General features: G+C 46.2%; 20 protein-coding genes. 4 read left to right on the forward strand and 16 right to left on the reverse strand.

The window, feature by feature from the left end; genetic code table 11:
• Nucleotides 1-141: 141 nt before the first annotated feature.
• From QZY95_RS06690 to QZY95_RS06705, 4 genes are all read left to right on the forward strand, one after another.
• A complete protein-coding gene (locus QZY95_RS06690; RefSeq protein ID WP_290920979.1) occupies nucleotides 142-1,392 on the forward strand; it encodes an ABC transporter substrate-binding protein in 1,251 nt (416 codons plus the stop codon).
• Nucleotides 1,389-3,380 carry an ATP-binding protein gene (locus QZY95_RS06695; RefSeq protein ID WP_290920981.1) on the forward strand — a complete coding sequence of 664 codons (1,992 nt, stop codon included), beginning with the start codon at nucleotides 1,389-1,391 and terminating at the stop codon, nucleotides 3,378-3,380. Before QZY95_RS06690 ends, QZY95_RS06695 begins: the two co-directional genes overlap by 4 nt.
• A gap of 15 nt (nucleotides 3,381-3,395) precedes the next feature.
• Complete coding sequence (locus tag QZY95_RS06700) at nucleotides 3,396-4,094, forward strand: response regulator (RefSeq protein ID WP_290920984.1); 699 nt, start codon at nucleotides 3,396-3,398, stop codon at nucleotides 4,092-4,094.
• Between the two features lie 144 nt (nucleotides 4,095-4,238).
• Nucleotides 4,239-4,715, forward strand: coding sequence for a glycine zipper 2TM domain-containing protein (locus tag QZY95_RS06705; protein ID WP_290920987.1), 477 nt, complete (start codon nucleotides 4,239-4,241; stop codon nucleotides 4,713-4,715).
• Nucleotides 4,716-4,788: 73 nt separating this feature from the next.
• Here QZY95_RS06705 and moaA read toward each other — a convergent pair whose 3' ends face one another.
• The 16 genes from moaA to QZY95_RS06785 form a co-directional block, all read right to left on the reverse strand.
• Complete coding sequence (gene moaA / locus QZY95_RS06710) at nucleotides 4,789-5,823, reverse strand: GTP 3',8-cyclase MoaA (RefSeq protein ID WP_290920990.1); 1,035 nt, start codon at nucleotides 5,821-5,823, stop codon at nucleotides 4,789-4,791.
• Nucleotides 5,820-6,434: a molybdenum cofactor guanylyltransferase gene (locus QZY95_RS06715; RefSeq protein WP_290920993.1), complete on the reverse strand. Its 615-nt coding sequence runs from the start codon at nucleotides 6,432-6,434 to the stop codon at nucleotides 5,820-5,822. Before QZY95_RS06715 ends, moaA begins: the two co-directional genes overlap by 4 nt.
• On the reverse strand, nucleotides 6,434-7,153 hold the full coding sequence (locus QZY95_RS06720) for a formate dehydrogenase accessory sulfurtransferase FdhD (protein WP_290920996.1): 720 nt from the start codon (nucleotides 7,151-7,153) through the stop codon (nucleotides 6,434-6,436). The genes QZY95_RS06715 and QZY95_RS06720 overlap by 1 nt, the downstream gene beginning before the upstream one ends.
• Nucleotides 7,153-8,034, reverse strand: coding sequence for a formate dehydrogenase accessory protein FdhE (locus QZY95_RS06725; protein WP_290920999.1), 882 nt, complete (start codon nucleotides 8,032-8,034; stop codon nucleotides 7,153-7,155). Before QZY95_RS06725 ends, QZY95_RS06720 begins: the two co-directional genes overlap by 1 nt.
• A 467-nt stretch (nucleotides 8,035-8,501) precedes the next feature.
• Nucleotides 8,502-10,457 (reverse strand): peptide transporter, encoded by a 1,956-nt coding sequence (locus QZY95_RS06730; protein WP_290921001.1) that lies wholly within the window; start codon nucleotides 10,455-10,457, stop codon nucleotides 8,502-8,504.
• A gap of 3 nt (nucleotides 10,458-10,460) precedes the next feature.
• Entirely contained in the window at nucleotides 10,461-12,437 is a 1,977-nt protein-coding gene (locus QZY95_RS06735) for a DUF6785 family protein (RefSeq protein ID WP_290921004.1), read from the reverse strand.
• Complete coding sequence (locus QZY95_RS06740; RefSeq protein WP_290921007.1) at nucleotides 12,434-17,407, reverse strand: FtsX-like permease family protein; 4,974 nt, start codon at nucleotides 17,405-17,407, stop codon at nucleotides 12,434-12,436. Before QZY95_RS06740 ends, QZY95_RS06735 begins: the two co-directional genes overlap by 4 nt.
• A complete protein-coding gene (locus tag QZY95_RS06745; RefSeq protein WP_290921010.1) occupies nucleotides 17,407-18,147 on the reverse strand; it encodes an ABC transporter ATP-binding protein in 741 nt (246 codons plus the stop codon). Before QZY95_RS06745 ends, QZY95_RS06740 begins: the two co-directional genes overlap by 1 nt.
• Nucleotides 18,129-19,025: a class I SAM-dependent methyltransferase gene (locus QZY95_RS06750; protein WP_290921012.1), complete on the reverse strand. Its 897-nt coding sequence runs from the start codon at nucleotides 19,023-19,025 to the stop codon at nucleotides 18,129-18,131. Before QZY95_RS06750 ends, QZY95_RS06745 begins: the two co-directional genes overlap by 19 nt.
• An 8-nt stretch (nucleotides 19,026-19,033) precedes the next feature.
• Nucleotides 19,034-19,726 (reverse strand): FtsX-like permease family protein, encoded by a 693-nt coding sequence (locus QZY95_RS06755; protein ID WP_290921016.1) that lies wholly within the window; start codon nucleotides 19,724-19,726, stop codon nucleotides 19,034-19,036.
• Between the two features lie 248 nt (nucleotides 19,727-19,974).
• Nucleotides 19,975-20,778, reverse strand: a complete 804-nt coding sequence (locus QZY95_RS06760; protein ID WP_290921018.1) for a polysaccharide deacetylase family protein — start codon at nucleotides 20,776-20,778, stop codon at nucleotides 19,975-19,977.
• 71 nt (nucleotides 20,779-20,849) lie between these two features.
• Nucleotides 20,850-22,031, reverse strand: a complete 1,182-nt coding sequence (locus QZY95_RS06765; protein ID WP_290921020.1) for a glycosyltransferase — start codon at nucleotides 22,029-22,031, stop codon at nucleotides 20,850-20,852.
• The gene (locus QZY95_RS06770; protein WP_290921022.1) at nucleotides 22,031-22,648 is read right to left on the reverse strand and encodes a histidine phosphatase family protein; all 618 of its coding nucleotides are present in this window, start codon (nucleotides 22,646-22,648) and stop codon (nucleotides 22,031-22,033) included. Before QZY95_RS06770 ends, QZY95_RS06765 begins: the two co-directional genes overlap by 1 nt.
• Before the next feature lie 29 nt (nucleotides 22,649-22,677).
• Nucleotides 22,678-23,787, reverse strand: a complete 1,110-nt coding sequence (locus QZY95_RS06775; RefSeq protein ID WP_290921025.1) for a glycosyltransferase family 4 protein — start codon at nucleotides 23,785-23,787, stop codon at nucleotides 22,678-22,680.
• Nucleotides 23,784-25,148, reverse strand: a complete 1,365-nt coding sequence (locus tag QZY95_RS06780) for a glycosyltransferase family 4 protein (protein ID WP_290921032.1) — start codon at nucleotides 25,146-25,148, stop codon at nucleotides 23,784-23,786. The genes QZY95_RS06775 and QZY95_RS06780 overlap by 4 nt, the downstream gene beginning before the upstream one ends.
• Entirely contained in the window at nucleotides 25,141-26,352 is a 1,212-nt protein-coding gene (locus QZY95_RS06785) for a glycosyltransferase (protein ID WP_290921035.1), read from the reverse strand. The genes QZY95_RS06780 and QZY95_RS06785 overlap by 8 nt, the downstream gene beginning before the upstream one ends.
• Between the last annotated feature and the right edge of the window lie 37 nt (nucleotides 26,353-26,389).

Genomic DNA, 26,389 nt, shown 5'->3' on the forward strand with positions numbered 1-26,389 from the left:
CGCAAAATGCTGTATATATCAGCCTAGGATGTATGTAAGACACAGCATTTACTTACAAAGAACTTGCGAATAACTACCTGAGAGTATACATCTTTTAAGAAGAGTACCCACTGTTTTTTTCTGCTTTTTCAGGGAGAGTGTATGCGTGAAGCATTCAAGTTTGTGGCTTGGGCAGTGCTTTGTTTTGTACTGTTAGGATGTGAACCGGAAGAGAGAAGTGCGGCACAGCAGGAGGTGGTGCCCGGTGTTTCTTCCACAGAGATCACTCTTGGCTCCTCGCTCGCTTTGGAGGGGCATGCAAGCTACCTTGGAGTTCAAACCTTGCGTGGTGCGTTAAGTTATTTACGAAATGTAAACGCGCTTGGTGGCGTACATGGACGACTGATAGCACTGGAAGCTATTGACGACGGGTACGATCCTACCAGATGTCTTGCGAACACCCACCAGCTGGTCAGCAGTGGTAATATTTTCGCATTGTTCGGATTTGTGGGAACTCCTACTACAGTCCGTGTCTTACCTCTCATCGAGGATGCCCAAATTCCATTAGTCGGAGCTTTTACCGGAGCAAATGCTCTGCGTGAGCCTTTCAATCGGTATGTGTTTAATATTCGGGCATCCTACTATCAGGAAACCAAAGCAGCGGTAAATTTACTGGTTTCCAATCTGAAATATAAAAGAATTGCAGTTTTTTACCAATACGATGCGTATGGATTTGACGGACTTATGGGAACAGAGCTTGCTTTGCGTGAAGTAGGACTTGCGCCCGTTGCGCGAGGCTCATATGTTCGGGGCGGAGTCGATATCGATGAAGCGTTGCAGCGAGTTGTCGGTGCACAGCCGGATGCCGTTGTCCTTGTCGGTACGTACGAGCCATGTGCTGAGTTTATTAAACAAGCTGACGCCCTCGGGCTTGATGCAGCTTTTTTTAATTTATCTTTTGTTGGTGCGGAAGAGCTTGCCAGACGTTTGCCGGACAACATAAAGGGAGATGTCTTTGTATCACAGGTAGTACCCCCTCCAGCTGCTCCCAGAGTGCACGAGCTGATGGGGATTGCCGAAGATTATGTGCGTCACCTTCGTGAGTATTATCCGGAAGATGTTCCCAATGCGGTTGGGCTTGAAGGGTATTTAAATGCCCGCATTCTAGTTGAAGGTCTGCGCAGAGCCGGCCGTAATTTAACTAGAGAGAGTTTTATGGATGCACTTGAGTCTATGGATGTGTTCCCGCTTGGAGGAGATGCTTCGATTGCGTTTACTTCCAAGGATCATCAAGGGCTGGATATGGTGTATTATACCGTGTTGGACGATGGCGAATTTAAATTGATTGACGATACTGACCTACAGTTAAAGCGTAGTGCTTTGGTCAAAATTGAGGAGCCTGTTAAGCAATGATTCGCTCTAAATTTGCGCAGCTCAGTCTGAAGAATAAATTTTTCTTTTCTATCCTGATAGTTATTCTGCTCATCAGCGGGACAATTGCGTTACTTGCCCGTTGGATTCTTATTTCCGGTTTGACTCAGGAACTTGAAATGCGGGGCACTGCCATTGCGCACAGTGTTGCAACGCGCGGGACAGAATATATTTTAGAGAATGATACAGATCATTTGTTGAATGTGCTCTTCGACGAAAAACAGTTGAACGAGCGTCGTAATCTTGTGGCGTATATATACGTTACAGGAAAAGATGGAAAAATACTCAGCCACACGTTTACTACCCCTTTTCCTGAAAGGTTAAAGGGAGTTAACTCCGTTACCGAAAAGGTAGAGAAGAGTGTGGAAGTGGTGCCACTTGGAGAGCATGAAGCGTATGATATTGCAGTACCCATCAAAGAGGGTATTTACCAGATAGGTACGGTTCATGTGGGGTTATCGAAAGCGCACATTGATAACCTCGTCGGAAAATTGCGCGCCATGTTCTTGGGCTTTATCTCCGCAGTTATCATTATCACGTTCTGGGTCAGCCATAGGCTTGCAAAGTATATTGCAGATCCGGTTATGACGCTGACAAAGATATCTGATGATTTGTCACGGGGTAATTTCAGTTCCTCTGATCTTGTAGATACAGAGGAACATATAGAGTGTCCTGCCTTCCACGATACGGATTTGCCTTGCTGGCATTTTGATGAACAGCGGGGAACCAATAAGGGAGCAAGACCTCATCGGTGTAAGAAATGTGCGTTCTATCATGAACCGAGTGACGGTGATGAAGTACAGCAGCTGACCACTTCCTTCCGCAATATGGTGTGGTCTATCCGCTTGTATCGTCGTAGATTGCAGGAATCTGAAAGTACATATCGTTCTTTGTTCCGCAGCGGGCCTGACCCTATTTTTGTTGTGGATGTGCATACACAAAAGCTTGTGGATGCCAACCCGCGAACAGAAGAGGTTTACGGGTACACGCGTGATGAACTTGTAGGCATGCGCTATTCCGTACTTGGCGAAGAACATGCCAAGGAATGTTTTGAGTACTTTAATAACGACGTGCTGTGTGCAGAGGCTATGAAATCTGCGCGTATTGTCCATTTACGCAAAGGAAATATTCCTATGTATGTGAACGTGACAGCGTGCCTCATTAGCTATCGCACCCGTCCGGCAATCATTGTTGCTACAACTGATGTTACCGATCTTGTAGAAAAAGATGCCCAGCTTATTCAGGCATCAAAAATGAAGTCTCTTGGTGAGATGTCCACCGGTGTTGCACACGAGCTGAATCAGCCGTTAAATGCTATCCGGATGGGCAGTGATTTTCTGACCATGGTGCATGAACAGGGAATTGAAATTCCTCAGGAACAGTATGCTCAGGTGGTTACAGAAATCAGCACCCAAGTGGACAGGGCTTCGGATATTATCAATACACTCAGGTCGTTCGGACGTAAGGCAGATTTGTTGCTTGAAGACGTTAATCTGAATGAACCGGTAGGGTCTGTTGTGTCGTTACTCAGCAGGCAATTCCTTATTGAAGATGTCCACATCGTTACGGAGCTTGATCCGGCATTGCCGTATATCACTGCACAGCACAACAAGTTGCAGCAGGTACTGCTTAATCTGGTGATTAATGCACGTGACGCTATTGTAGAGAGAAATGAAAAGGGATCGGAGGTGAGAGGCCGCATCCTGATTCGCACAGAATATGACGACGAAGGAGTATCTGTTTCGGTAGAAGATAATGGAACAGGTATTCCAGACCATGTGGCAGAGAAGGTATTTGAACCGTTCTTTACAACAAAAGCCACAGGGCAAGGAATGGGACTAGGCCTTGCAATATCCTACGGCATTGTGCGTGAGTATGGAGGAGAACTCAGTATTCAAAGCGCAGTAGGAGACGGTACATGCTTTACCGTTCGTTTCCCGCGTCAAGAGGTGGCTCTAGCAGCCAATTAGGGAAAGGTAATTTGTATGAAGATTTTAGTTATTGATGACGAGCAGCCTACACTAACAATGTTTGAATTGTTATTAAGTACGCTGGGACATGAAGTCCTTTTGGCTGACTCCGGTGAACGCGGGCTTGAAGTTTTTGCAGAGCATCGTCCGCCACTGGTGTTAACCGATATTAAAATGCCGGGCATGGATGGCATTGAAGTACTCGGTCGTCTTAAAGAAGAAGAACCTAATGTTGAAGTGGTAGTTATTACAGGACATGGCGATATGGATGTTGCTATCCAAGCGCTTAACCTTGATGCTACTGACTTTATCAATAAACCGCTTCGTCTTGAAATTTTAGAAAAAGCGCTTGAACGTGTGGAAGAGCGTATTAAACTTAACACAGAAAAATTTGTAACTCTGTCCACACGGTTTACAAGTGACACAATGGTCATCACAGTGCGGGGTACATTAGGCACTGCGGATGAGGCTGAAATAAAGCATGCCTTCAAAGGGGCAGGGAAAGCACAGCGTATTGTTTTGGATTTTGCTGAAAATACATCCATTAACGGTGCCGCTATTGCCTTGCTTACAGATTCTATCCGAACCTTCTATAACGATGGCGGCAAAGTAGTTATTTCCGGACTGTCTGAAAACTTCCGGAATGTTTTTGAAATTATGGGTGTAACCAGATTTGCTGCATTTGTAGATAAAATACAGGATATAGATCTGTAAGAGATGTTTCATAATCTTTGATAGTTAGAACACGAGATTGGCTGTAACTCCGCATGAAACGGGGCTGCGGGCAAAAAAATCGTGTCCGGACAGGTGACTTTTTTGTATTTTTTTACAAGGTACCTAACTATCAGGAGGTGAGACATGACCCGGTCAACAATAAAACGGTATCAGCTTGTTCTGCTGTTGCTTGCGTTAGTAGCGCTTGTCGGTTGTACAAATAGATATAATCCTAATGTGTACTCCGGCGATCAAGCAATGCAGGCTGATAGCATCAGCTACGGAACAATCACCCGCATGAATGCGGTGACTATTAAAGATGACAATACAGGCGTTGGTCTGGTCGGCGGCGGTGTCGCCGGTGGTGTACTCGGTAGTCAAATTGGCGGTGGTTCCGGAGCAGTTGTTGGTGCAGTCGGCGGTGCAATTCTTGGTGCTGCTGCCGGTGCATATGCAGAAGATGAATTCCAGAAAACAAACGGAGTACAGATTACTGTAAGATTGGATTCCGGACGCTCTGTATCTATCGTACAGGCCGCTGAAGGTTCGAACTACAGTGTCGGTCAGCGAGTCCGAGTGGTGACTTCACCTAACGGACGAGCCAGAGTACTTCCGTACTAGCTGAGAATGACGTCATTAAAAAAAGCGACCCTTTTGGGGGTCGCTTTTTCTGTTTGTTTGATGCAGTCATCACCTAACCGCCGATGGCATTCATGCGCTTGAGGGCTACCTCATTTTGTTTTTTAGCCTGCAACAGTTCAACGCCAAGAGGTTTGTTTACGTTTGCTTCACGCATAACATTTGCAATATCTGCATCGGTTATAGACGGGTTACGAAGCATTGTGCGTAAATCTATTTCACTGTCGGAGAACAGGCACGTACGAAGCATACCGTTCGCTGTAATGCGAAGCCGGTTGCAGGTGGAACAGAAGTGGTTGGACATTGGAGTGATAAATCCGAGTCTACCTTTTCCACCTTTAATGCCAAAGAGCTTTGCAGGGCCGGAGCGGCGTTCTCCTTTTTCAAGTTTTGTGAGAACAGCATATTTTTCAGCCTGACGTAAAATGTCGGCAGCAGCCCAGAAATTGCTTTCATTCCATGCACTGCAACTTCCCATAGGCATAAATTCGATAAATCGCACATCTACCGGATTATGTTTGGCAAAGTTTACGAAGACGGGAAGTTCGTCATCGTTCACTCCTTTCAGAGCGACAGTGTTAATTTTAACTTTTAATCCATGAGCAAGGCATTCATCAATAGAACGGGTCACGTTGCGGAGCATGTCGCGACCTGTAATGCTTTGGAATTTTTTGCGGTCAAAGGTGTCCAGAGATATGTTGATGTGGCGGACGCCGAGATCTGCAAGTGCCTGTGCTTTGCCATTCATGAGAGTAGCATTTGTTGTGAGGCGTAAATCAAGATCCGGATGCCTTTTGAGCAGCATATCTACTAAATCGAGGAAATTACGTCGGGCAAAGGGCTCCCCTCCTGTGAGGCGGACTTTACTTACACCCATGTCAACGGAGAGATCGACAAGTCTTGCAATCTCTTCATATGTAATAATGTTGTCGTGAGGGATAAATTTCATCCCGTCAGCAGACCAGCAATACATGCAGCGTAAGTTGCAACGGTCTGTAATGGAAACTCGCAGATAATTGACTGTCCGTCCGTGGTTGTCTGTAAGAGCCACGGAAGGATTTGTGTGAGCACTTATTGTTGTATGTGTCATATCGCAGCTATGATCCGGCGGGCCATTTCGAGGTCTGCGGGATAGTTGACGTTAAAGAACGGCAGTGAATCTTGCTGGACATACGGCAGACAGTGTTGTTGCTCTTTAGGAACAACGCGGCTCAGCTTGTACATCCCGTCATCAACAGCCTGTTCAAAAAGGGGCAGCGCTTTGAATTCATAAATAGAAACAAGAGCTTCAATAAAACCGGTCTCTTCCTGTATATACGTTGTATGCAACGTACCTTCGGGCTTCTGCTTCCAGAATGCAATGAGCTTTTCTAACATGCTTGCATTCATAAAGGGCAGGTCACAGGAAAGGACAAGCACAGGGCCCTGCGCTGCGCGCAAGGAGGTCATTACACCTCCTATAGGCCCTTTGCCTTCAATTTCATCTTTTACCCACAAGTACCCGTCTGCATGCGGCTTCACATCCCTGCTGGAAATCCAGACTTCAGGGCAGACAGTTTCAAGCAGTTTGCATGTGTAAACAAGCAGATCTGGCTCGGAATCGCCGTGCACATGGATTCGGGTCTTATCATGTCCCATGCGGGAACTTAAACCGCCAGCAAGAACGATTCCGGTGAGAATATCAGAACCGTTGTTATGCATTAGGTAAGAACCCTCGGTGCCTGTAAGTCGTGGAAAACGGTAAAGCGTTTTTCCTGATCTCGAGCAAAGCCGACAAGTGTAACGCCGTGTTCTTCTGCCATTGCAATAGAAGCACTCGTTACAGCTGAACGGCTGATAATAAACTTGTATCCGGCACGAATGGCTTTTGCACAAAGACTGGCTGTCACGCGGGCAGAAACCATAAGCACCAGACCGGAAAGCGGTGTGCCGGTTCGGCTTGCCCAGCCTGCGAGTCTGTCTACACAGTTGTGTCGCCCGATATCTTCAGTACGGTGAAGCATAGTATGCGTTTGAGCATCGTAAACACCAGCACGATGGAAACATCCTGTTCCATGCCACTGGCCTTCTTCATCGATAAATTTCGCCATTGCGCTCAGCATTTCAGAACCATGCAGCTTTCCCGGTTCAAGATCGTTTTCGATCTCGTCACCAGTAGTCACTGTAAATTCATCATCGCTGATTTTTTCTACCGTTGTTTTTACGCTGCCACCGCCAAGGTCGAGCAAAGCATGTCCAGCAACCAGATCTTCAAGGTGTTCCGGCCATGCCCAAAGCATATGCGATTCACCGTTAAAGTTCAGTTTAATAGGCACTTCAATGCTTACAACATCTGGATGAACAGCCCATTGGCCGTCTTTATACTGTGTTACCGTAATAGGTCTTGGCTCACAGTTACAACGAGTTTCATTTTTTGGCATTAGAACCCCCATGCTGAGAGTGTAGGGCGAGCGTATCCTTGCTTACGTGCGAGAATGTCGAGAGTAAGAGATTCAAGATCATCGAGGACAGGTATGCTCACCCGGTCAAATTCGCGGAAATCGCTGACTTTCATGTAGCAAGAGCATGTCTTACAAACATGAACTTCGTACCCCGGTTCGCCGTCAGCCTTGAAGTACTCCAGTTTTTCATGGTGCTCTTCTCCACAGAAAGCACATTGAAGACGTTTTGCTCGGTACTCGAGACGGCAGAATGAACAGGTAAGAAATTTGAGGCCCTCTTTTTCTTTTAAAGTAGCAACAAGCGGCTGAGAACCACAGTGAGGACAGTGTCCGAATGCCCATGGCTCGTCATCGTTTCTATGCTCTTTTAACTGTTCAGATTGTACCTGAAGTGACGGGGTAAGGCTGCCTTGAGCCAGAAAACGTACAAGGCTCGGTGATTCAGGGATACGGGCAGCCCAGTCAGCGTAAAACATGTTATCTTCAGCAATGAAGGCTTCACATGCTTCCTGAATGCTTAACTCCTGTTTTTCAATAGCTTCGCGGATTTTTGCGGCAGAAGATGCCAGCGGTTCTTCTGCTTTATCCAACATAGCAAGCATTTTTCCAAAGAGAATAGCTGTTTCTTTAGGGTCATACGTAAACGCTGCACGGTTTACAAGTGGCGCGCCTTGAAGATGCATGTCCGGTGTAACCTGAGGGCGTAATGGTTGTACGGAAACATTGGCGCGGCTTGCAAGCTGTAACACTGCAGTGTTGCTTACGATTTGTAAAAGAGCTTGAGGCAGAAAACCTTTTTCAGCAATTTGTGTCAGTTTACGTTCAAGTCTTTTGGTTTCTAATTCCAGATTGAATTCCATGCTATCTCCTCAGGAGTATTTATATCCGAACATTCAGAAGTCCGTACTGTATCGTGACTACGAGTGAGGACAACGCTTTTATTTCCTGCTCATAGTGTTACACAAGTGAGATTATGCACAAAGCAAGGCATAACCCGTGGTGACAGAAATGAACTTGAAATAACTAGAATGAACAATGTTTATTGAAAGCAAGTGCGTTATTAACGTTATGTATTGAAATGATGAAAGAATACGTAACGTTCTTCCGGCATTGTTGCAGCACTTCTATTTACAGGATGAATGCCGTTCTGTGAAGGAAGCACTATGTGCTGAACGCGGTTTGTGAAGGTGAAGTACAGTACTGCTGATACTACTGTATAGTAAGTTGAGAATGCCTTCTGTCAATGAGGCAGAACAATGAAAACCGCTCCGGAAACGGCTGTTTCCAGAGCGGTCATGTTTTTTTTAATAGATGCTGTGTGTAGTCGTCAGTAGGCAAGTTGACTCAGAGATTTAAGAATAAGTGTGCAACCCATGGCGAGCATGCCTGTAAGCCCCATTCCACAGGAAAAACCAGCCAGCAGTACCGGTGCATAGTGTCGCCATTCTTTGCCATATTTTTTAAGGAAGAAGTAGCGCCCTAACAGAGCACCCAATACTTCCAGAATAATCCCATGTGGCGTCGACTGCCCCAGTCCGCGGACAACACCATAGATAAGCATGACGGGAAGACCGAAGACTGACAGGAATGCATACATAATAAGCCCTAACCCGATACCGGACGTGACATAGGAGAAACTCAATGCTTGATAGAAGAGCGAGTTTCCTTCAAGCGTAGAAGACTGGAGAAGAAGTGAGTTCAGAGCTTGAAGATGCCATATTTTTTGGGCGTAAGGATAGCTGGCCGATGGAATAGGTGCCAGCTTCCATAGGAACTGGGAGAAGAGAAGCGAGGCGATAATAACAATTGGGAAAACAACAAACTCTGCTTTAATAATACCGCGAAGGTTTGTTCCCGTAAGTTCAATTTCGCGGAACTGAACGGTTGCTTCACCGTAGTTGTGTAATGGAATCGGAGCATACCATATTTCAATACCGCTGTAGCCGAAGTACTTGGCACCAGCTATGAAACTGGCTTCGCGGACGAACGGGAGTGACACGAATTGTCCTACTATGCCTTCCATTCGTGCGCTGATGTAAGAAACAATCGGTGTGTAGATAAAACCGTAGATCAGGAAGAATACCCACGGAAAACTAGGCACTAACCAGCGGCAGATAAGTGTATAGGCAAAGGTTGAGAAAAAGTAGATTCCGATAGAAAGCCAGAAGTTGATATCACCGCGTCCTGCTGGCGGATTAAAGAGTTTGGAAAAATCCAACCCGCCGCTTTGAGTACGGAATGACCGGATAACCTGCCAGATACCGATAATGGCAATGGCAAGCCCAAGCCCGATGCCGAAAGACATATAGAAATCAAAGTTGTTGGCAAAAACTGTTTCAACTGTTTCCATGCCCGGCTTCCAGCGATGGAGGATGCCGGCATCAAAAAGAATCGGGTTTGCTGCAATAGTGACTAACAGACCGATAAGGCCTCCGATAACTGCCCAGAACGGGAGCACCATGCCCACAAAGACCAGCGTTAAATCAAACTGAAGTCCTGTGGCAACTGCTGGAAGAATAGATTCTGTGTGCCGTGTCAGTTCAATCCAGGGAATAGGGATAAGGCGTATGGGTTCTTCAAAAAGAAGACCGGAAAGAGCAGGAAGTAAAATATAGAAGAAGCCGAAAGCAAGACCTATTACGCCGCCGATAGAAAATACTCTCCATTTCCAACCGGACTTTTTGTCTTCGGTAGATTCAGCAAGCGCCATTGTTCCCAATGCCCCTACGGGAGCCATAGGGAACGGGAGCTTCTCAACATCAGACGTAAGTCTGTACAGGGCGTATCCCAACCCGAAGTGGTCTATCCTTTGTACAATCTGTGCACCTACAAGAAGAAGGATAGGGATCAACCAATCCTGATGGAAAAAAGTTCTGTCAGCCAAAGCCTCAGAGCCGGGCTGCGGTGCTATCCAAGTCGGGATAAATTCCGTAAGACCAAGCATTTTTGCGGCATCAGATTGTACTAGATACTGGTTCCATAATAGACCGGAGAACGGCGAAGCTAATGCCGCACCTGCCATGTAAAATAGTAGGAAAACTTCTTGTTGTTTCAGTTCGGTATATGAACGTTTTGCAACTTCTGCGAAAAGAATGATGGTTACCCAGCGCGCAGCAGGACCAATGCCTTGCCCAATGACAAGCTGCAGGTACATACTGCCCGGCATCATGAGAAAGCCGATAAAAATGGCACCGATGATGGTTTTCCAGTCAAACCCTTGTTCAAATTCGGTTGGTGGCTGGAGCAGGTCACGATATTCTTGTAATTCTTTATCCTGATACATGGTCTAGCCCCCGAGTTCCGGAAATACTGGATACACGATGCCTGAATACAGGCTAACAATAGCCCATACGCCTCCCATAAGCATATCCCCTATAATCAGTCCTACAAAGACCATTTGAATCCTTCGGTAGAGTGAAGTGCCTCCGTAGTGCAGGACAAGGTAGTTGCAAAGCCAGCCAAGGAAGAAACATACCCACAGAATGCGCATACTTTTGCTGTAGGCGGCAATGAACCCCAGAGGGTGGAGCGGCCACCATGGGAATTTGTAGAAGCAAAATACCAAGACAGTCATGAAGAGTGCTCCGAAAAGGGCGAACATGCTGATCCACGGGTTTGCGCTTAGCGGTGCATCGATGAGTCTGCCGGCATTTTCGTATATGGAAAGTACGGACTGCGTTTCCACTTCAAGCTGAAGGTCACGTAGCCCTGTTTTGTAGCTGAGAATGAGCATAGAACAGAATGCAGTGCAGATGCATACAGCAAGCAGGATGGTGAGAGCGATAAAGAAGCGACGCTTGCTGGTTGTACTCTCAGATATTTTATTTCCGTGCACAAGATTCGGCATCAGAGATTCCTGTACGTCCAGAAACATCATTTTTTGTATGACCGCAGTAACGGCAACGCCTGCTGCACCGAGAAAGCGTGTGCCGAATACACCGGTTACGCCATCTGAAGGGGCAGCAGTCAGCATAAATTGTGGTAATCCGCCCTGAGTGATGACGCGGGAAATGACGAGCATGATCATAAAGAAGACTATCGGAATTATCACTGAACCACCGATAGACATACCGAACCAGAAACACCAGACCATCATGCATCCTATACCGGCAAGAGCCCCGAAGAGAGACCATGATGCGGGAAGAATTTCTCCCTGATGTACTGTTCTGTCACGTAAGCTTGTTGTGAAGACGTTGACCAGATGTCCGCGTGCCAGCCAGAGAATAAAAAGGAAGAATACAAATGTTGCGCCGATGACAGTTGCTTCTGCAGGACGGGCAAGGTTAGGGCCGAAGTTTATCCCCATTGCTGATTGGGGAATATTGAAGCCCATGACGTATAAAATACCCATGAACAATGCGCCAAGGATGTAGAACACCCAAAAACTGAATGCTATTTGACGAGTCGCAAGGAATGCGAATCCGATATATGCGGGAACAAGATAGAGTTGCAGCTTGTTAAAGCCTGAGAATAACCCGTATTTCGGGAAATATTGTCCGGCAAGCACCAGTGTAGGGAGTTGCGGGATTGAAGGATAATGATAGCTGAGTCCATTAATTAGATGGATGAACACAGGAATACCGATTCCCCAAAGGAGGTATCGATTGGTTAAAAACTCTTTCATCTTTCCAGCATCAAGTGCTTCGCTTAAGAACTGAGGGACTCGTAAAAGTGGAAAGTTAACTCGTTCATTTTCAACCCACTGCCTGCCGAACAGGTTAACCAGACAGAGCATAGTAAGATAGGCTATCATGATGAACAGTCCCCAAAGCAGAAGAACACCTACCCATGCACTCCAGGGAACTTGAAGAACAACCTGCCACAGGCTCATGTTGTGCCCGCCGATAAAACCTTCATACAGCGGTTTTACCACTTCAGGATTATTCATATACCATGATTGAGGTAAGTATGGTTTCAGTGTGCTAATCCATCGATAGCCGCCACTTTCATAGTAGGCAGGGGCAGTGATATTGAGGAAAAATGTCTCTGCTAGACCGGAGTAACCGATGCCTACACCGATAACCATAAAAAGCCATATGACGAGTTGTTCTGTACCGTTTATTAAAGGAGCTTTCTTTGTTGTCATTGCAATTGTTGCAATGGCAATGAAAAGAAAGAAGGAGATGAAGAACGGTGCAAGCGGGAAATGGCCACCGCCAAGAGCAGTGCCGCCAAGCCACGCAGTGTTGAATGGTCCTGCTGCGCACATGAGCATACCGAGAATGATGGCGAGAACTAAGTTAGGGAGTCGTAACGTGTTCATGCGCTGTCTCCTTTGTCCTCCATAGCTGTTTTGGGAATTTCAGTTCCTTTTTCAGCAAGGGCTGTTATGAAGTCGCGTTCATAGGACTTACGGGCACTTTGATCTATTGAGCGCCAGACCAGAAGCTGTTTACGCAGGCCATGCAGGAAAGGCTTGTTCAGGTTTTGCCATACTCGTATCTCACCGGCCTCTCGGGTGAGAATAACGTGGATTTCCTTGAACCCGTGATGGGTTTCTGATGGACATAAAATAAGCTGAACTTTCTGTCGGACACCAAAATCAAACGGGGAGAGCCATGTCTTAAAGTCGAAGGTAAGGCAGGCATCACCGGCAGTTTCTTTTTCAACATTATTTTGTATCAGTCCCCGGTTAACCAGTTCGTGTGGCGGAAGGAAGTTGCATACAATGTCCTCAGTTGAAAAATCACCATGTGATATGTCCGCATGTCCGCTGTAGTATTCAAGCAGGAAGCCGCCTGCAAAGGCCTGTTCCGAATTTTTAACAAGGAATGGCAGTTCAATGCGCATGGTGTCACCATCCGGCTTTGGCAGTTTCCATGCTCTGGTTACGTCAGGGATAGCTATCTCAGATGCTACGCGTGACGGGTAGATAGAGGAAATGAGAACCACGATGATGATAAGCAACATAGCCATCACACCGGCTGTGGAAGAATAGTTAGCCGTCATTCCAGCCCAAAGCTCTGTTCCCGACATGAACCCCGATACCGTTTGGGCGATGAGGTAGCCGAAAACAGCACTGATGATCGCAAACGCCAATGACTCCGCTACAAACAGGAAGGCAACATGCGATGGAGCCAGACCTACAGAAGTGTAAACTCCGATTTCACTGCGGCGTTCGTATACAGAGCCGATCATAGTGTTCAACACAATGAGAATAGCGATGCCGATTGGAATGATGATAGTGGACAGTCCACTGTAACTGATAAAGTTTGAGGCGTAGTACAGGTATGTTCCGGAAGTTGTTCCGCTGAAGATGAGCATGCCGAATCGGTAGCCGAGATTTAATAGACCATGGTTAACATCATCAATTTTCTTTTCGCCTGTTTTAATGGCAACCGCTTTTAATGATCCCCCTTCTGAGAGGAGAGTTCGTGCTGGAATAATTACAGTGCGCGCACCGCTGATATGCTCATAGCGGCTTTCGTACTGCAAAAGATCCTCACCTCGGTTCAAGGCTTCAGCTTCGGTATCACTAAGATCAGATGCTGCAATATTCGGGTAAATAATAGGGGTAACAGGTTCACCGTCTAAGTCTTTGCTTGAAGCCAATGCCTTGTTTTTAATGATACCGCGGACGGTATAAGGGATTCCCCAGAACGTAATTTGTGGTGCAATAGCGCCAATATGAGTAATGCCCAACTGTGTGGCAATCTCTTCAGGAAGTATAATAGCATGCTGGTCACTGTCATCGAACCATGAGCCTGAAATAAGATGCGTTGTAATGGTACTCATATCCACTTCAGATGGAGCAAGACCGATAAGAGCGCGTGCAGAAGATGACTTACCATTGTATGTCATAGGGAGGAATGGAGCACGGGTTTTGTCCTGAATCTCAAACCAGACGCGCGGGGCGATAGTACCTTTTCCACCGAAGAGGTCATTTGTTATCTGTAATGTTTCAACCGGCATGTCTCGCCAGTTCGGATTTTTTAGGAGTAATCCGTAATAAGGAGCTGTTTTACTGAACTCAACCCATCCTGCTGTGCGGATACTTTTGGTGGAGGTAAAGTTCATAATAGTAAATGTCAGAATGGTCAGTGTGGTAATGGTAAGCGCAGTCCTTAACGGTCTGCGTTTTAAGTTACTGACACCGATAGCCATTGCTGCTGTGAACGTAGCGCTTTTGTTGGCTTCAGAAACGCGTATATTGTGCGCCTGTTCCTGAAAGTTTTTAATCTCTCGTTCAAACCGTAGGAAAATGAGAAGCGACACAAGGAACGATAGCCCGATAATAAAAAATGCCAGAATAACAATTAGTGGGCTGTATGTAAGCTGGAATGCCGGATGAACAAGGTACACAACGAATATTGTAACCGTCAGCAAGCCGAGGAATGCCAGTATGCGTTTGTAAATTGAAGCATATCCGAAGAGCAGACGCTCTAAGCAATAGGCAAAAGGTACAAATAGGGCGATGTAAAATAAAACCCCAGAAAGGACATCACGTTGTGTACTTTCAATGTCGTTGTAAACCATCGAAGCTGTTGCCAGTGAAGCACGCGAAATATTGAGAAGCCCCACCCAGTCTTTGGCCATGTAATATTCTTCAGCCTGTTTGAGCAGTCCCTGTGCTTGTTGATACAGGCTGGCGATTCGTTCGTTGTTAATTCCTTTTTCTTCAAGGTTTTTGATACGTGGAATCAGTAGTGTCCACATATCGCGTGCTGCATGATATTCTGTAAAAGGAATAACCGGCCATTGGCTGATGAGATACCCTTTTCCAAGAGGATCAGCTGGTGAGTTGTTGAGAAGCAGTACCTTTTTCCCGAGAACCGTGTCTGAAAGGGTCAGCTTAAAGGGAACATCAGGTTCGAGGAAAAATGTACCAAGCGTAGAGCTGCGTGTGTCCAATCTTGAGTACCAGAAGCGCAGCGGGCTTGTTTCTGTGCGTGAGTCAATAATCTCTGTGCGGTATAGGTAGGCAAGAGTTCTGGCATCAAGCAGGTTGAATAATGTTGATTGCGCACAGTCAAACATTGTCAGCTGGGTGCCTATGGTATTGCGACGCATTTTTACGCGGTAATTACTTTTTCCTGTACTTGGTTTGTCCACCGCCCATACAGCAAGTCCTGTTTGCGGATTGATTCTGTAAGCTTCAATTACCGCCTTGTGAATTGTTTGCTGAGAGGTTGCCAGCCCCGGCAGTTCAAAGGTTCCGTCGGTGTTTACCATTGAATAAAAACGGGATGGCCCTTGGTACGTCAGTACAAGTGTGCCTGCCGCCGGTTTATCTGGGAATGGTTCACCTTGACGCTGTAAGTTAACACTGCCGCCAAGAGTTGCGAAGCCATCTCTGGCTCGAGCTATTTGTGGCAGTGTGTCATTCGCAATTCTCGTGATCAGCGAGGTTACAAAAGCGTTTTGCTTGAGAGCGTATTCTTGGTCTGTTTCTTCAAGTACGTCATACGGGGTTCCCCATAACGGACGGAAGTCATGTAGTGATGCAAGACTGATTACGGGGTATCCGGCAATTGCCAGAACTTCACTGCCAAATTTTGGAATATCAGGAAGATAGCTTTGCCATGGTGTTGTCGGGGTTGGATGAAGCGAGTCTTGCCAGAGTGTATCAAAATTTTTCAGCATCTTGGCACTTTCTGTAACCATTTCAGAAAGAGGGCCGAAAAATGATGTGCGGTTAATCGTAGGTTTTAGCTCATAAAGGTAGCCACGTGTAAAACCGCCTACTCCCGTGCTGTGAGTGGATAAGTAGAGTCCGAATCCCGCTTGGAGAGTTCGGTCGCCAATGGCTTCTTTGAGGTCCTGTTTACTTTCGGCACTGCGCAAACGAAGAACTAAGTCCGCAAAGCGTTCCTGTTGTTCTGCAAGTGCTAATGACACAAGGCTTCGAAGCAGTTGCAGTTCGTTGGGTGGAATTTCTTTTTGTGCCTGTTGTTTTGAGCTGAGCCAAACAAGGTTTCTGTATTCAAGACGTTTTGCTGCCAGTTCTTTAATGCGTGTGTTGTCCTCTGTTGTTCCAGTGGCAGCAAGGCGCAGACGGGTAACTTCTCGGGTAAAAAGATCAACCTGTGTTTTTGATACAGAATCAAGTGCTAAACGCAACAGCTCACATTCTCGGGGAGAATAAACAGCAAGTGATTGCGGAGTGGAGAGCAGGTCTGGATTGCGGAGAATCGCGATTGTATCCCGCGTGTCAGCTGCTTTTCTTGCCAAAATAGCCAGCTGTTTTTTTACTGTTCCGGCTGGCTGGGTGAGAACAGAAGCAAAAGAACGCATGCCTGCATTACTTTGAGAATGTCCGGATGTTGCCAGTAGTAAAACAGAATTTTTCGGAGGATTGTTACCAAGGCGTTCTGCAATGGAAAGCAAGGTAGCAACAGATGTTGATTCATCGGCACCTGGAGCGTGTTCAGGTACAAACGCTCCAGTATCATAAAAAGCTTCAACAAGCATAAATTTGCTGTCAGCATCTTCACCGGTTCCAGGAATGAAAGCCCAAATGTTTTCGCCTTCTGCCTGAATCCATTGCACGTTTGCTGATACTGTAACCGTGATAGCCTCATTTTCTGCTAACGTGCGTCCATAGAGGGCATCAAGGTTACCAAAAAGTTCTACAGCTTTTTCATGTGATATCCAGAAGCGGGGGAAGTTAACAGGAGTCAGTTCAAATTTATCGTTGAATAATGCTTTTGTCGGTGGAGTATTATGCCCGTCATCAACGTAGATCAGTGCAGAAGCACCGAGCTGGGCAGCATTGATCCAGTTTTTTCCAGAATCAAGATTCATGATGACAATGGCATCTTGCACATCTTTGCCATTAAATTCTGCCAAGTCACCAGTTTTTACATAGATAATATGACCGGTGATGCCCTCTACAGGCGTGGTGGGCGGCGTAACTGCATTCAACCGCAAAGGCGGGAGAACAACAGGCTGGTCAGGGGTTACATCTGTTTTGCGTAACGTACCTATTTTAAAATGCGTTACAGGTAGAAGATAAGATTGAATGCCGGTTTGGACACTTGGATTTCCAGAAAAATCTGCTTTGAAATGTTCGTAGATAAACCGCGCAGCTTCTCGTGCCCCCTGTGATCCAGTGTAACGGTCATGAAGTAGTGAGAGGGCATGAGTGGTTTTGCCGAACTTATTAGCAGTATCTTGAATTTGGTTTGCAAAAGAAGGAAGTGTTGTAGCAAGCAACAGGCAAGAAAAGATGACCAGCAAAGCAAAAAGCAATGAGCCATGTTTTTTTAGTACTGTGGCAAAGATGGAGTTCATTAGCGCTCCTTCTCTCCGATAGTTCCAAGAGAAATGCTCAATTCGTCACGTTTTTCTACTTTTTCAACTCGTCCGTCTTTTACCCAGACTACCCTGTCGGAAACGTTAAGCATTTTGTAGTCATGAGTAGCAGTGATAATGGTTACGCCTCGTTCTCGACATAAGGTGCGTAATAACTCAATGGCCTCCTCGCCGGTTCGTTGGTCAAGGTTCCCTGTTGGTTCGTCTGCTAAAATGATTGCGGGATCGTTTGCCAGAGCACGGGCGATTGCAACGCGCTGCTGCTGCCCGCCGGAAAGCTCTAACGGTTTGTGCTGGTGGCGGGTTCCCAATCCTACTAAGTCGAGAAGTTCCAATCCCTTTTCGGTAGCAGCTTCATGGTGCATGCCGGCAAAGGTCATAGGAAGTGTAACATTTTCAAGGGCCGTCAACGTCGGGATAATGTTGAATGTCTGGAAAATGTAGCCGATTTTACGGTTACGCAGCCACGCCAGTTCATACGCATCCAGTTGCGAGATATCCACCTCATCAATGAACACTTTTCCTTCTGTAGGTTTATCCAGTCCGCCGATCATATTGAACAGTGTGGTTTTCCCACTGCCGGATGAACCCATAATGGAGAGGTATTCGCCAGTGTATATTTCAAGATTAACGCCGCGAAGAGCATGGACGTGCTGTTTCCCCATCTTAAAGGTTTTCTTAACGCCTTCAACTCGGACAATTATCTGTTTTTCTTCCATCGAGCCTCTCCCTGACTGTGTCCCGTTGCCGGAGTCTCCAACGTGCGGGCGCGGATGGTTACTTCAAAGAATTTATCCGGAGTCATGGCAAACTCCTGATACGCAGCTGACAAAGGTTTACGCGTATAGAGGGCGCAAAGTGTATTGGATACGTGATACAGATGCTTGTGCTCTTCCTGCGGTAAACCGTCTAATATTCCGGCGAGGATGGCCCAGCGAACCTTTTCCGGTGAGTTTGCATAGTCGTGCCAGACGATCATGGAGTGCTCATCTTTCAGTAACGGAAACAGGTTGCGGGTATCACTGGTTACTGCTGCGGCGTGGTGGTCGCCATCGATAAATATGAGATCAAATTTTTGATTGAGCGTTGAAAAGTCAAATGCCAACGTGTCGCAGTTTATGCATGTTATGTTGGGATATTGTTCCGGGTCTATGAAGAAGCCGTCCTGTTTAATCATAGAATTGCTGAAGCCTGCTTCTATCTGTTGATCCGGCGAAAGGCTCAGGGAGTAACATGTGCCGGTATGAGGAGCGACATTCGTAATGGATTCTCCGCGCCAGCGCCCCACTTCCAAGTAATCGCAAGGCTCATAGGAGCGTGCAAGCCCTTTCAATAAGGCTATATCCATTGGGGTTGCGGCGGCCTCCAGCATTGCGTAGGGGGTGATGGTTTCTTCAAAATCAGGAAGTAGATCCAACAGATTTACTTGCGGTAGACCTTGTTTCATTTCGTAGTGTTCGGTCACGTATTGTTGCCACCAAAGCGCATCATATCTGTCTCGGTAGATAGCTTTTAGTGCTTTCTGCGGTTTGCGTAGCAGATACCCTAGTGCTGTAAGCATTCGGTTACGTTTAGACTGTGTGAGCGTGCGTGACATGAGATTTCCTAGTGCTGAGCATTGAGTGCTTTTACAGGTTCCATACGGGCGGCAAGAATAGCCGGATACAACACGCCGATGATACTTAGAGCAAAGCCTGTGGCAGTTGCGAGAAGAAACGAAATGAAAACATCAAAAAGCGAAACAAGGATAAGCGCAGCAACACCAAAGTTGAACAGCCCGTTAATAAAGGCAAAAGCAATACCAGCAGCTGCACCTATTGCGGCTCCGATAACGCCGATGATTGCGGCTTCAATGAGAAAAAGTCGTAAAATTATGGAATCAAGCGCCCCGAGGCATTTGAAGATGCCGATGATACGAAATCGTTCTGTAACGGACATGAGTTGGGCGTTGATAATGCCTACAGTGCAGACAAGCAGGGAAAGAAGCACTATCCAGCGTTCCTTGGGGCCTGTTGTAACTGTGCCCAGAGCGGTATCTACATCAAATCCCATTTCTGAAAGGATGGAAGCGAATTCAGTTCCGCCGAACTGAACAAGCCCTGTGGCAATATTTAAATTGACCAGAATAAACGCAAGAAAGGCAACCGCAAGGATAAGGCTGCTCATTGTGATAAGCGAGCGGGTGAAACGATTACGCAGATTTTGGACTGCAAAATCAAACGATTTACTCCAAGGAAAGCCGATTCGATGACGTTCATCATGGGTAAAAAAGCCAGTGCGTGATGTTTGTTCCGGCATAGTTTTGTCCCTGCGGTTGCGGCGTTGCACTGGTGCCTGTCATGTTTTGGACAAACACGTGATGGATTGATGACAAATCCTTTTCTGCATGCGTTATGAGAAAAAGTGTTTTCTACTGCCTGCTGGGCATGTCTTTGATGGTAACCGTCAACGCTCTTCATCGAAGGTGTTTAAGCGGAAGGAATACCTTTGTTGAGACATGCGACTCATGATTCTCTATCTATGAGTAAAATCATGAGTAATCGTCATCATAGCATATAGGGATATAAGGGAACAGGTTGAACGGGGTAGCTTTGCAAGATTATCAGTAGTCGTTGCAAAAATAGTTCAGCTGCCGGATTCATTCTTTCATGGTGGAGCATCACGCCGCACCTGCCGGAAGCTATGCCTGCGCGCAGTTCTTCTAATAATGCATTCCATCCGCTCTCAGCCGTCAGCTCTGAACGCGTATGCAAATCAACATTAACAGGTATATCCGGCAGTATGTTTTGTTTTGGTGCGGATTCAGAACGAGATATTGCTTTAAATCCTAATTCTTTTACGGCTGTTATGCTGTCTTCTCCCATTCTATTCCAAGGGGGAGTGAAGACAGGCTGCAAGGTATCGCCCAGCAGTGAGGTTAATGTAGCAGTGCCTTGTTGTAGCTCTTCAACACATTCTTCAGTGGGACGGTTGCTCCCAAATTCACATTTTTTTCCTTGAAGCGTATGGCTGATATGAGACCATCCATGTTGATGCCAACACCACAGGTCATTAGAATTCGGGGCAACAGAAAGAAGTTTTTCTATGCGGGAAGGAGTACTCCATGCCGGAACGGCAGCTAATGCAAGCGGAGTATTGTGTTCAGCAAATATTTTCAGCATAGCCGTGCATTGTGAAGAAGGGATGGCAATGTCGTCGGCTCGAAAGAAGATTTTTGGAACAGCACTGGCTTGCTGAGGGGATGTGTGAAAATCTTCTATCCCGCGCTGAATGCTTTGTTCGAGTCTTGCATGGATGTTGGAAGGGACGGCGTGCCACAGGGCTGAAATATATGGTCGTTGTTTTGCCATTGAGTACCTGCCTTTGTTGTACCTGCCGAATCATTGTAATCGGAAGTTGTCATATCTTTGTGCTTACAATGTCAGAGTAATTTCTCCATTATTTTAACAGATTGTACTGCACCGTTTAAATCTACGGTGTTGTTTGGGGAAGGTGTCTGATTCAAATGGCGGGAAAGAATATGCTGTAATGCGTCCGGCGTAATATCGTTCTGTTCTATAACCTTAAGCGCACCCAGCTGCTCCAGACTTGTAGAGCGCATTCGTTGTTCTCTGTTTTGATCAAAAGGATAGACGAGTCCGAACGTGTTTACTGCCAGCAAGTTCATTGTGGTGTTGTAGCCGGCCATGCTGAATGAGAGGTCGGCAGCATTTAAGTAATCTATGAAGTTGGGTATGAAGTCGGTGACAGTAATGTGCGGATACGGTTCACAGAGTTTTCTAATTTTTTGTTGAAATCGTTGCTGCATAAAAGGGCCGGTTGAAATGAGCAAAGAGTGCGGTGTTGTTTCTTGAAGCAGGATTGAAGCAGAGGCCAGATGTTCCATAAGTTCTGGATGGACAGATCCGCTGCCGATACTGCCAAGGATAAAAGGAGTGCCATCAGCTATAGATAATGAGTTCCGGACTGTTTGCGAATTGGTGATTCGGGGTTTGGGAGAAATATATCCTGTGTTGTAAATAGGAATAGATATTTCGTTGATGCGTGGAAAAGTTGCACCGAGTGTAATGACCGAAGGGTCGGTGTGCACAAGAATAGCATCAAAGTATGTATTCAAGATTGAAAGAACCCGCTCTTCAAATTTGAGCTGATTAGCCTTTTCTACAAGAATATCCCGTACGCTGCATATCGTTTGCATTGTGGGAAAGGCATTATCCTTCACAAGTTCAAGTACCGGCATGAGTTCAAAACTGAACTGTTTTCGACCGAACGGAAAGAGCTCTACAAGAAAGATGTCAGGTTGAAGAGCAAGTAATGTTTCCGTTAATATTGTTGCGCGTTGTGCCTTGATACCTTCAAGTTCCTGCTCTGTAAGGGGATGTTTTTTCCCCTGCTCATCAGTGCGGATAAATGTGCCGAAATCTTCATCCATTGATAGAGAAGGAAGCTCAATGACTTGAACATGTTTTGGATATGAAACAGATACAGGAGTACCACCTGTGATGAGTGTGACCTCGTGTCCGGCGAGTGCATGGTCAATTTCGAGACTGCGGAAGAAGTGCCCCATGCCGAGCACATGCTGACAGTAATGAACAACACGCATTACAATACCTCATTAAGTTCGAGTACGGAGTAGTGGATTTCATCTGGTGTCGGGGTTTCCGCAATCAGGTGATGCAGGGCATGCTTACGGATAGTTTTTCCTTCTTCTGGAAGATACTTTTTTCGCATAAGGTGGTTGGCGATCGTGGTGATATTTCCCTGATGGGTTACCACAAGGATATGACCGCCTTGCCATCGAAAGATTGCTTCATGCAGCGCTTTCATGGTTCTTTCCAACACTGCTGTTCGGCTTTCACCATTTGGCGGGGTAAAGTTCCATCCGGCGGCTTCTTGTCTGGTGACTTCGTCAGGGGACTGTTCACGTAACTGGCGTATAGAATTGCCTGTCCATGCCCCCCAATCCTGTTCACGTAAGCGCGAATCGATTTCTATGGGAAGATGCAAATATGTGTTTAAGGCAAGTGCGGTAAGATGTGCCCGCGATAGATCGCTTGTCAGTATCCGGTTCCATGGATGTTTCTTTATGGAAGAAATCCATGAGTTAATTACGGTAAAACTTTCCTCTTGAAGCGGAATATCAAATTGTCCTTGTATCCGCTTTTCTGCATTCCAGCCTGTGGGAGCATGGCGCAGCAGTCCTATATGTGTTTGTTGCATAGTACCCTCTGAGTGGCCTCGTCAGCTTATCAATAAATGAGAGAATGTAATTTTTCTTCTAGCAGTTTGTAATTTTTATAGATGTCATGCTCTTGTGTGACATAAGCTCTTGCCGCGATTCCCATGGTTGCGCGTAGTTCAGGTGAGGCGGCAAGTTTTTGAATACCTGCAATAAAGGCTTCTATGTCGAATGAAGGGGTAATAAATCCAGTTGTTCCGTCCGCTACAACTTGGGGGGCACCATCATGATCCCATGCAACGACAGGCAGTCCGCAGCTTTGTGCTTCAAGATAGACCATGCCCAGCCCTTCATTGATTCCGGGGAAAGCAAAAATGTCGCTAGCGGAGTACACCTCCGGCAGTTCGGTGGATGGAACTGCTCCCAGAAATAAATGTTTATCCGGAAGAGCCTGCTGTGCTTTTTCCTCCAAGCTGGAACGCATAGTACCGTCTCCGGCAATGACGAGGAAAATAGAGTCATCCAGCACGGCGAGCTTTTCGCATGCTTTTATGACGTACTCGACACCTTCTGATTTCGTCCCTTCACGCAACATTGCGACTGTGAGCACAATAGTTTTGTCTGAAGCATTCCATGCTGTTCTTTTTTTATGCCGTGCTTGTTCGTCACGCAAAAAATCGTCAGTTTTTATTCCCGGAGGAACAAACGAAATATGGCTGGATGGAACAAGTTGTTCCAGTCCTTCGAGATCTCGTTGCTTGTTTGTAAATAAATGATCTGCATGTTGCAGGGCTCGCTTATTTAAGTAGTACCCCGGTTTTGTTTTCCAGACTCTTTTCCGTTTAAGTGCATGTGATGGGGCAAAAATAGTGTAGGGTATCTCTGCCCTTACTGCCAATGAACCAAGAATATCCGGCGCCTTATAATACGAGTGATAGGTAAACCAGATATCCGGTTTTTCATGGCTGTGCAGTGTTTCTCGAACAAGTTGCATGGTGGCGAATGTCTGTGCCCAGTCTTGCGGTCTCTTCCATATATAACGGGTAGTCACATGGGGAACGAGCCATACATCATGCCCGCGTGTACGGAAAAACGTTGCAAGATCATCCGCAATGGTCACATCTCCTGAGATTCTGGGATGTGTCAGCGGTTTGAACGGGGTACAGAACGCAAGCTTCATGAAGACGACCACTCCATTTCCGACATCGTATCTGCTTCTTCTCTGGCAACACCGTTTTCTTCGTAAATTTCACCAAGTTTTGTAATGAGGAGTCTGTTGTTAAAGACCTTATGCACCTTGCGTTCAGCTTCAGATATAATGGTTTGGCGTAAGGCTTCGTTTGTTAAAATTTCAATTGTGGCATCTGCAAGCTCTTCTGCTTTATTGCACTGCACAAGTATGCCGGATTTTTTGTGCTCAACGAGTTCCGGAATACCTGAAACCTTAGTGGCAACAACTGGAACCCCCATAGCCATTGCCTCGGCGAGGACGTTAGGGATACCGTCTCGGTCGCCATCATGAGCGGTGGTACATCCTAATAAAAACATATCTGCTTTTCGGTAGTGGCTGAGCACTTCTTCATGAGGGAGCGTGCCTGTGAATGTCACAAAATCTCGTAAGCCGTACTGGTACGCAAGACTCTCGAGTGTATCGAGGAGAGGCCCTTCGCCAATGAGCGTGTAAGTAAAAGGAATGTTTTTCAACAGAAGCAGGCGCAGGCTTTCAAATATTGTAGTGAGACCTTTCTTTTCAACAAGACGTGCAACAGTGAGTATTGAATAAGGAGGTTCTGTGGTCAGGCTTTTTTGCTGTGTTGAAAAAAGGGAAAGGTCTATTCCGTGGTACACTGTATGGATAGGGCAGTAACCTGGCTGTGGCGTTCGTACCGGAGAACCGTCTTTGACCGGAGCTAGCGCATAGGGAGGTGTCGCTTTGGGAGCAGGGAAGGTTCTGGCAATGGTTTCAAGAGCGAGTTGGTTGTATTTGGTGCAGGTTACCACAAACAATGCCCGTTGCATTTTTTGCGCGAGTCTTTCCGGTTTTTGTGTGTAGATATCCTTAGCGTGAGCTGTGAAGCTGAACGGTATATTGGCAAGTTGTGCAGCATACATGGCTACGGATGTTGGTGTGTGTGCAAAATGACTGTGCAAATGTGTAATGTTATATTCAGGAATCGCATTTGCAACAACACATGCCTGCATAAAATGTTTTATCCAAGTGTGTACTTTGGCTGTACCGCGAAAACGTGAGAGGAAGAATTTGAAAGTCTTCCAAAATGTTGGGGTGTGGAACAACGCACAAAGAAGTGTGTTCCACAGCAATCGTGGAAAGCCTAAAGAAAGATATTCCGGAAGATATGTAACCTTGGCGTGGATAGCCTTTACCGACTTATGAGAAAAGGTTTCGCGGGGTTTACGCATAGAAAAAATATGAATGGTAAACCCTTGTTCTTCCAATAGCTTTATTTCGTTTGAAATAAATGTCTCAGAGATTCTAGGGTATCCTTTCAAAATCATGCCCAGAGTTGGTGTACTATGCATGGATAGAGTCTCCTTTGAAAACAGAGAGGCGGGAGCGAATAACATCAAGACCTGTCATGGAGAATGCATTGATACTCTGTTTATACTGGGAGGAGTCTTCCAGCATGGAGATTACTTTGTCCCGTAGTGAATCCGTCGTCAGGCAGTCCCATTTTATGTAATCTGCAAGGTGGGCAGACTGAAGAACCCGTGCACGGATGAGCTGTTCAAGTCGTGGACTTTCTCGTGGAATGATCAACGAAGGTTTTTTTAGTGAAAGAATTTCGCAGATTGTATTGTAACCGCCCATACTGACAACGAGGTCTGCTGCAGCCATAATTTTTTCCAATCGTTTATGGAAGGTGGCAAAAATAACCCCCGCTTTCTTAGCTCTGCGGGCAAGGCTGTCTTGCAGATCCTGCGGCACAAACGGGCCTGACACCATATATGTTTTAAATGGCAGGTTAGGATTTTCTTCGACCATCGACAGATACGTATCCAGCATGTGGTAGCCATCGCCTCCGCCACCAGCAGTAACAACGATTAGCTTGCACGTGTCTGTGTCACCGTTTCCGTTTCCATTCCCATTGAGAAGTTGCTTTAGTGTTATCTTGCGTTCTGGTGTCTGGCGGGGGATATACCCTGTGAAAACGCACTTATTACTGATGGAAGGTGGTAGACCGTATTCTACAATCGGGTTGTAGAAATTTTCTTGTCCATAAATCCAGATCTCTGAATAGAGCGAATCCAATACATTGAAGTAGTTTTTGTCATTCCATTCAGCACGGGTTGAGGCTGAATCATCTAGGATGTCCCGCAGCCCGAGAACTACTTTGGTTTCAGGTCTGGATGTCTTGAACCATTGCAGTACAGGAAGCACTTCACCTTTTAATCCTACAGGAACTTTATCCACGATAAATAGGTCGGGATCAAAAGACTTTGCAGTGGCAGTGATTATTTCTTGCCGTATTTCAAGAGCTTTTTGAGGGTTTACCTTAATGGAATGGGGAACATACACTGTATTGCTTTGTTTAATCATGCCGGGGATACGTACAAAGTCTACTCCCAGAGGAATAGGAAAACGTCCGGCTATTGGAGATCCAGTGAGAATGAGGATGTTAACATCAGGATCGCTTAGATTACGTGCAATTGCCATCGTTCGGCGAATATGCCCCAGCCCGTAAGTATCATGTGAATACATGAGAATATTGTATGTAGAACTCATGAGTAATTTCTGCACCTTGGTAAGACGTTCACAGTAC

Origin of the sequence: Halodesulfovibrio sp. (assembly GCF_015482765.1) — a bacterium.
Classification (GTDB): domain Bacteria; phylum Desulfobacterota; class Desulfovibrionia; order Desulfovibrionales; family Desulfovibrionaceae; genus Halodesulfovibrio.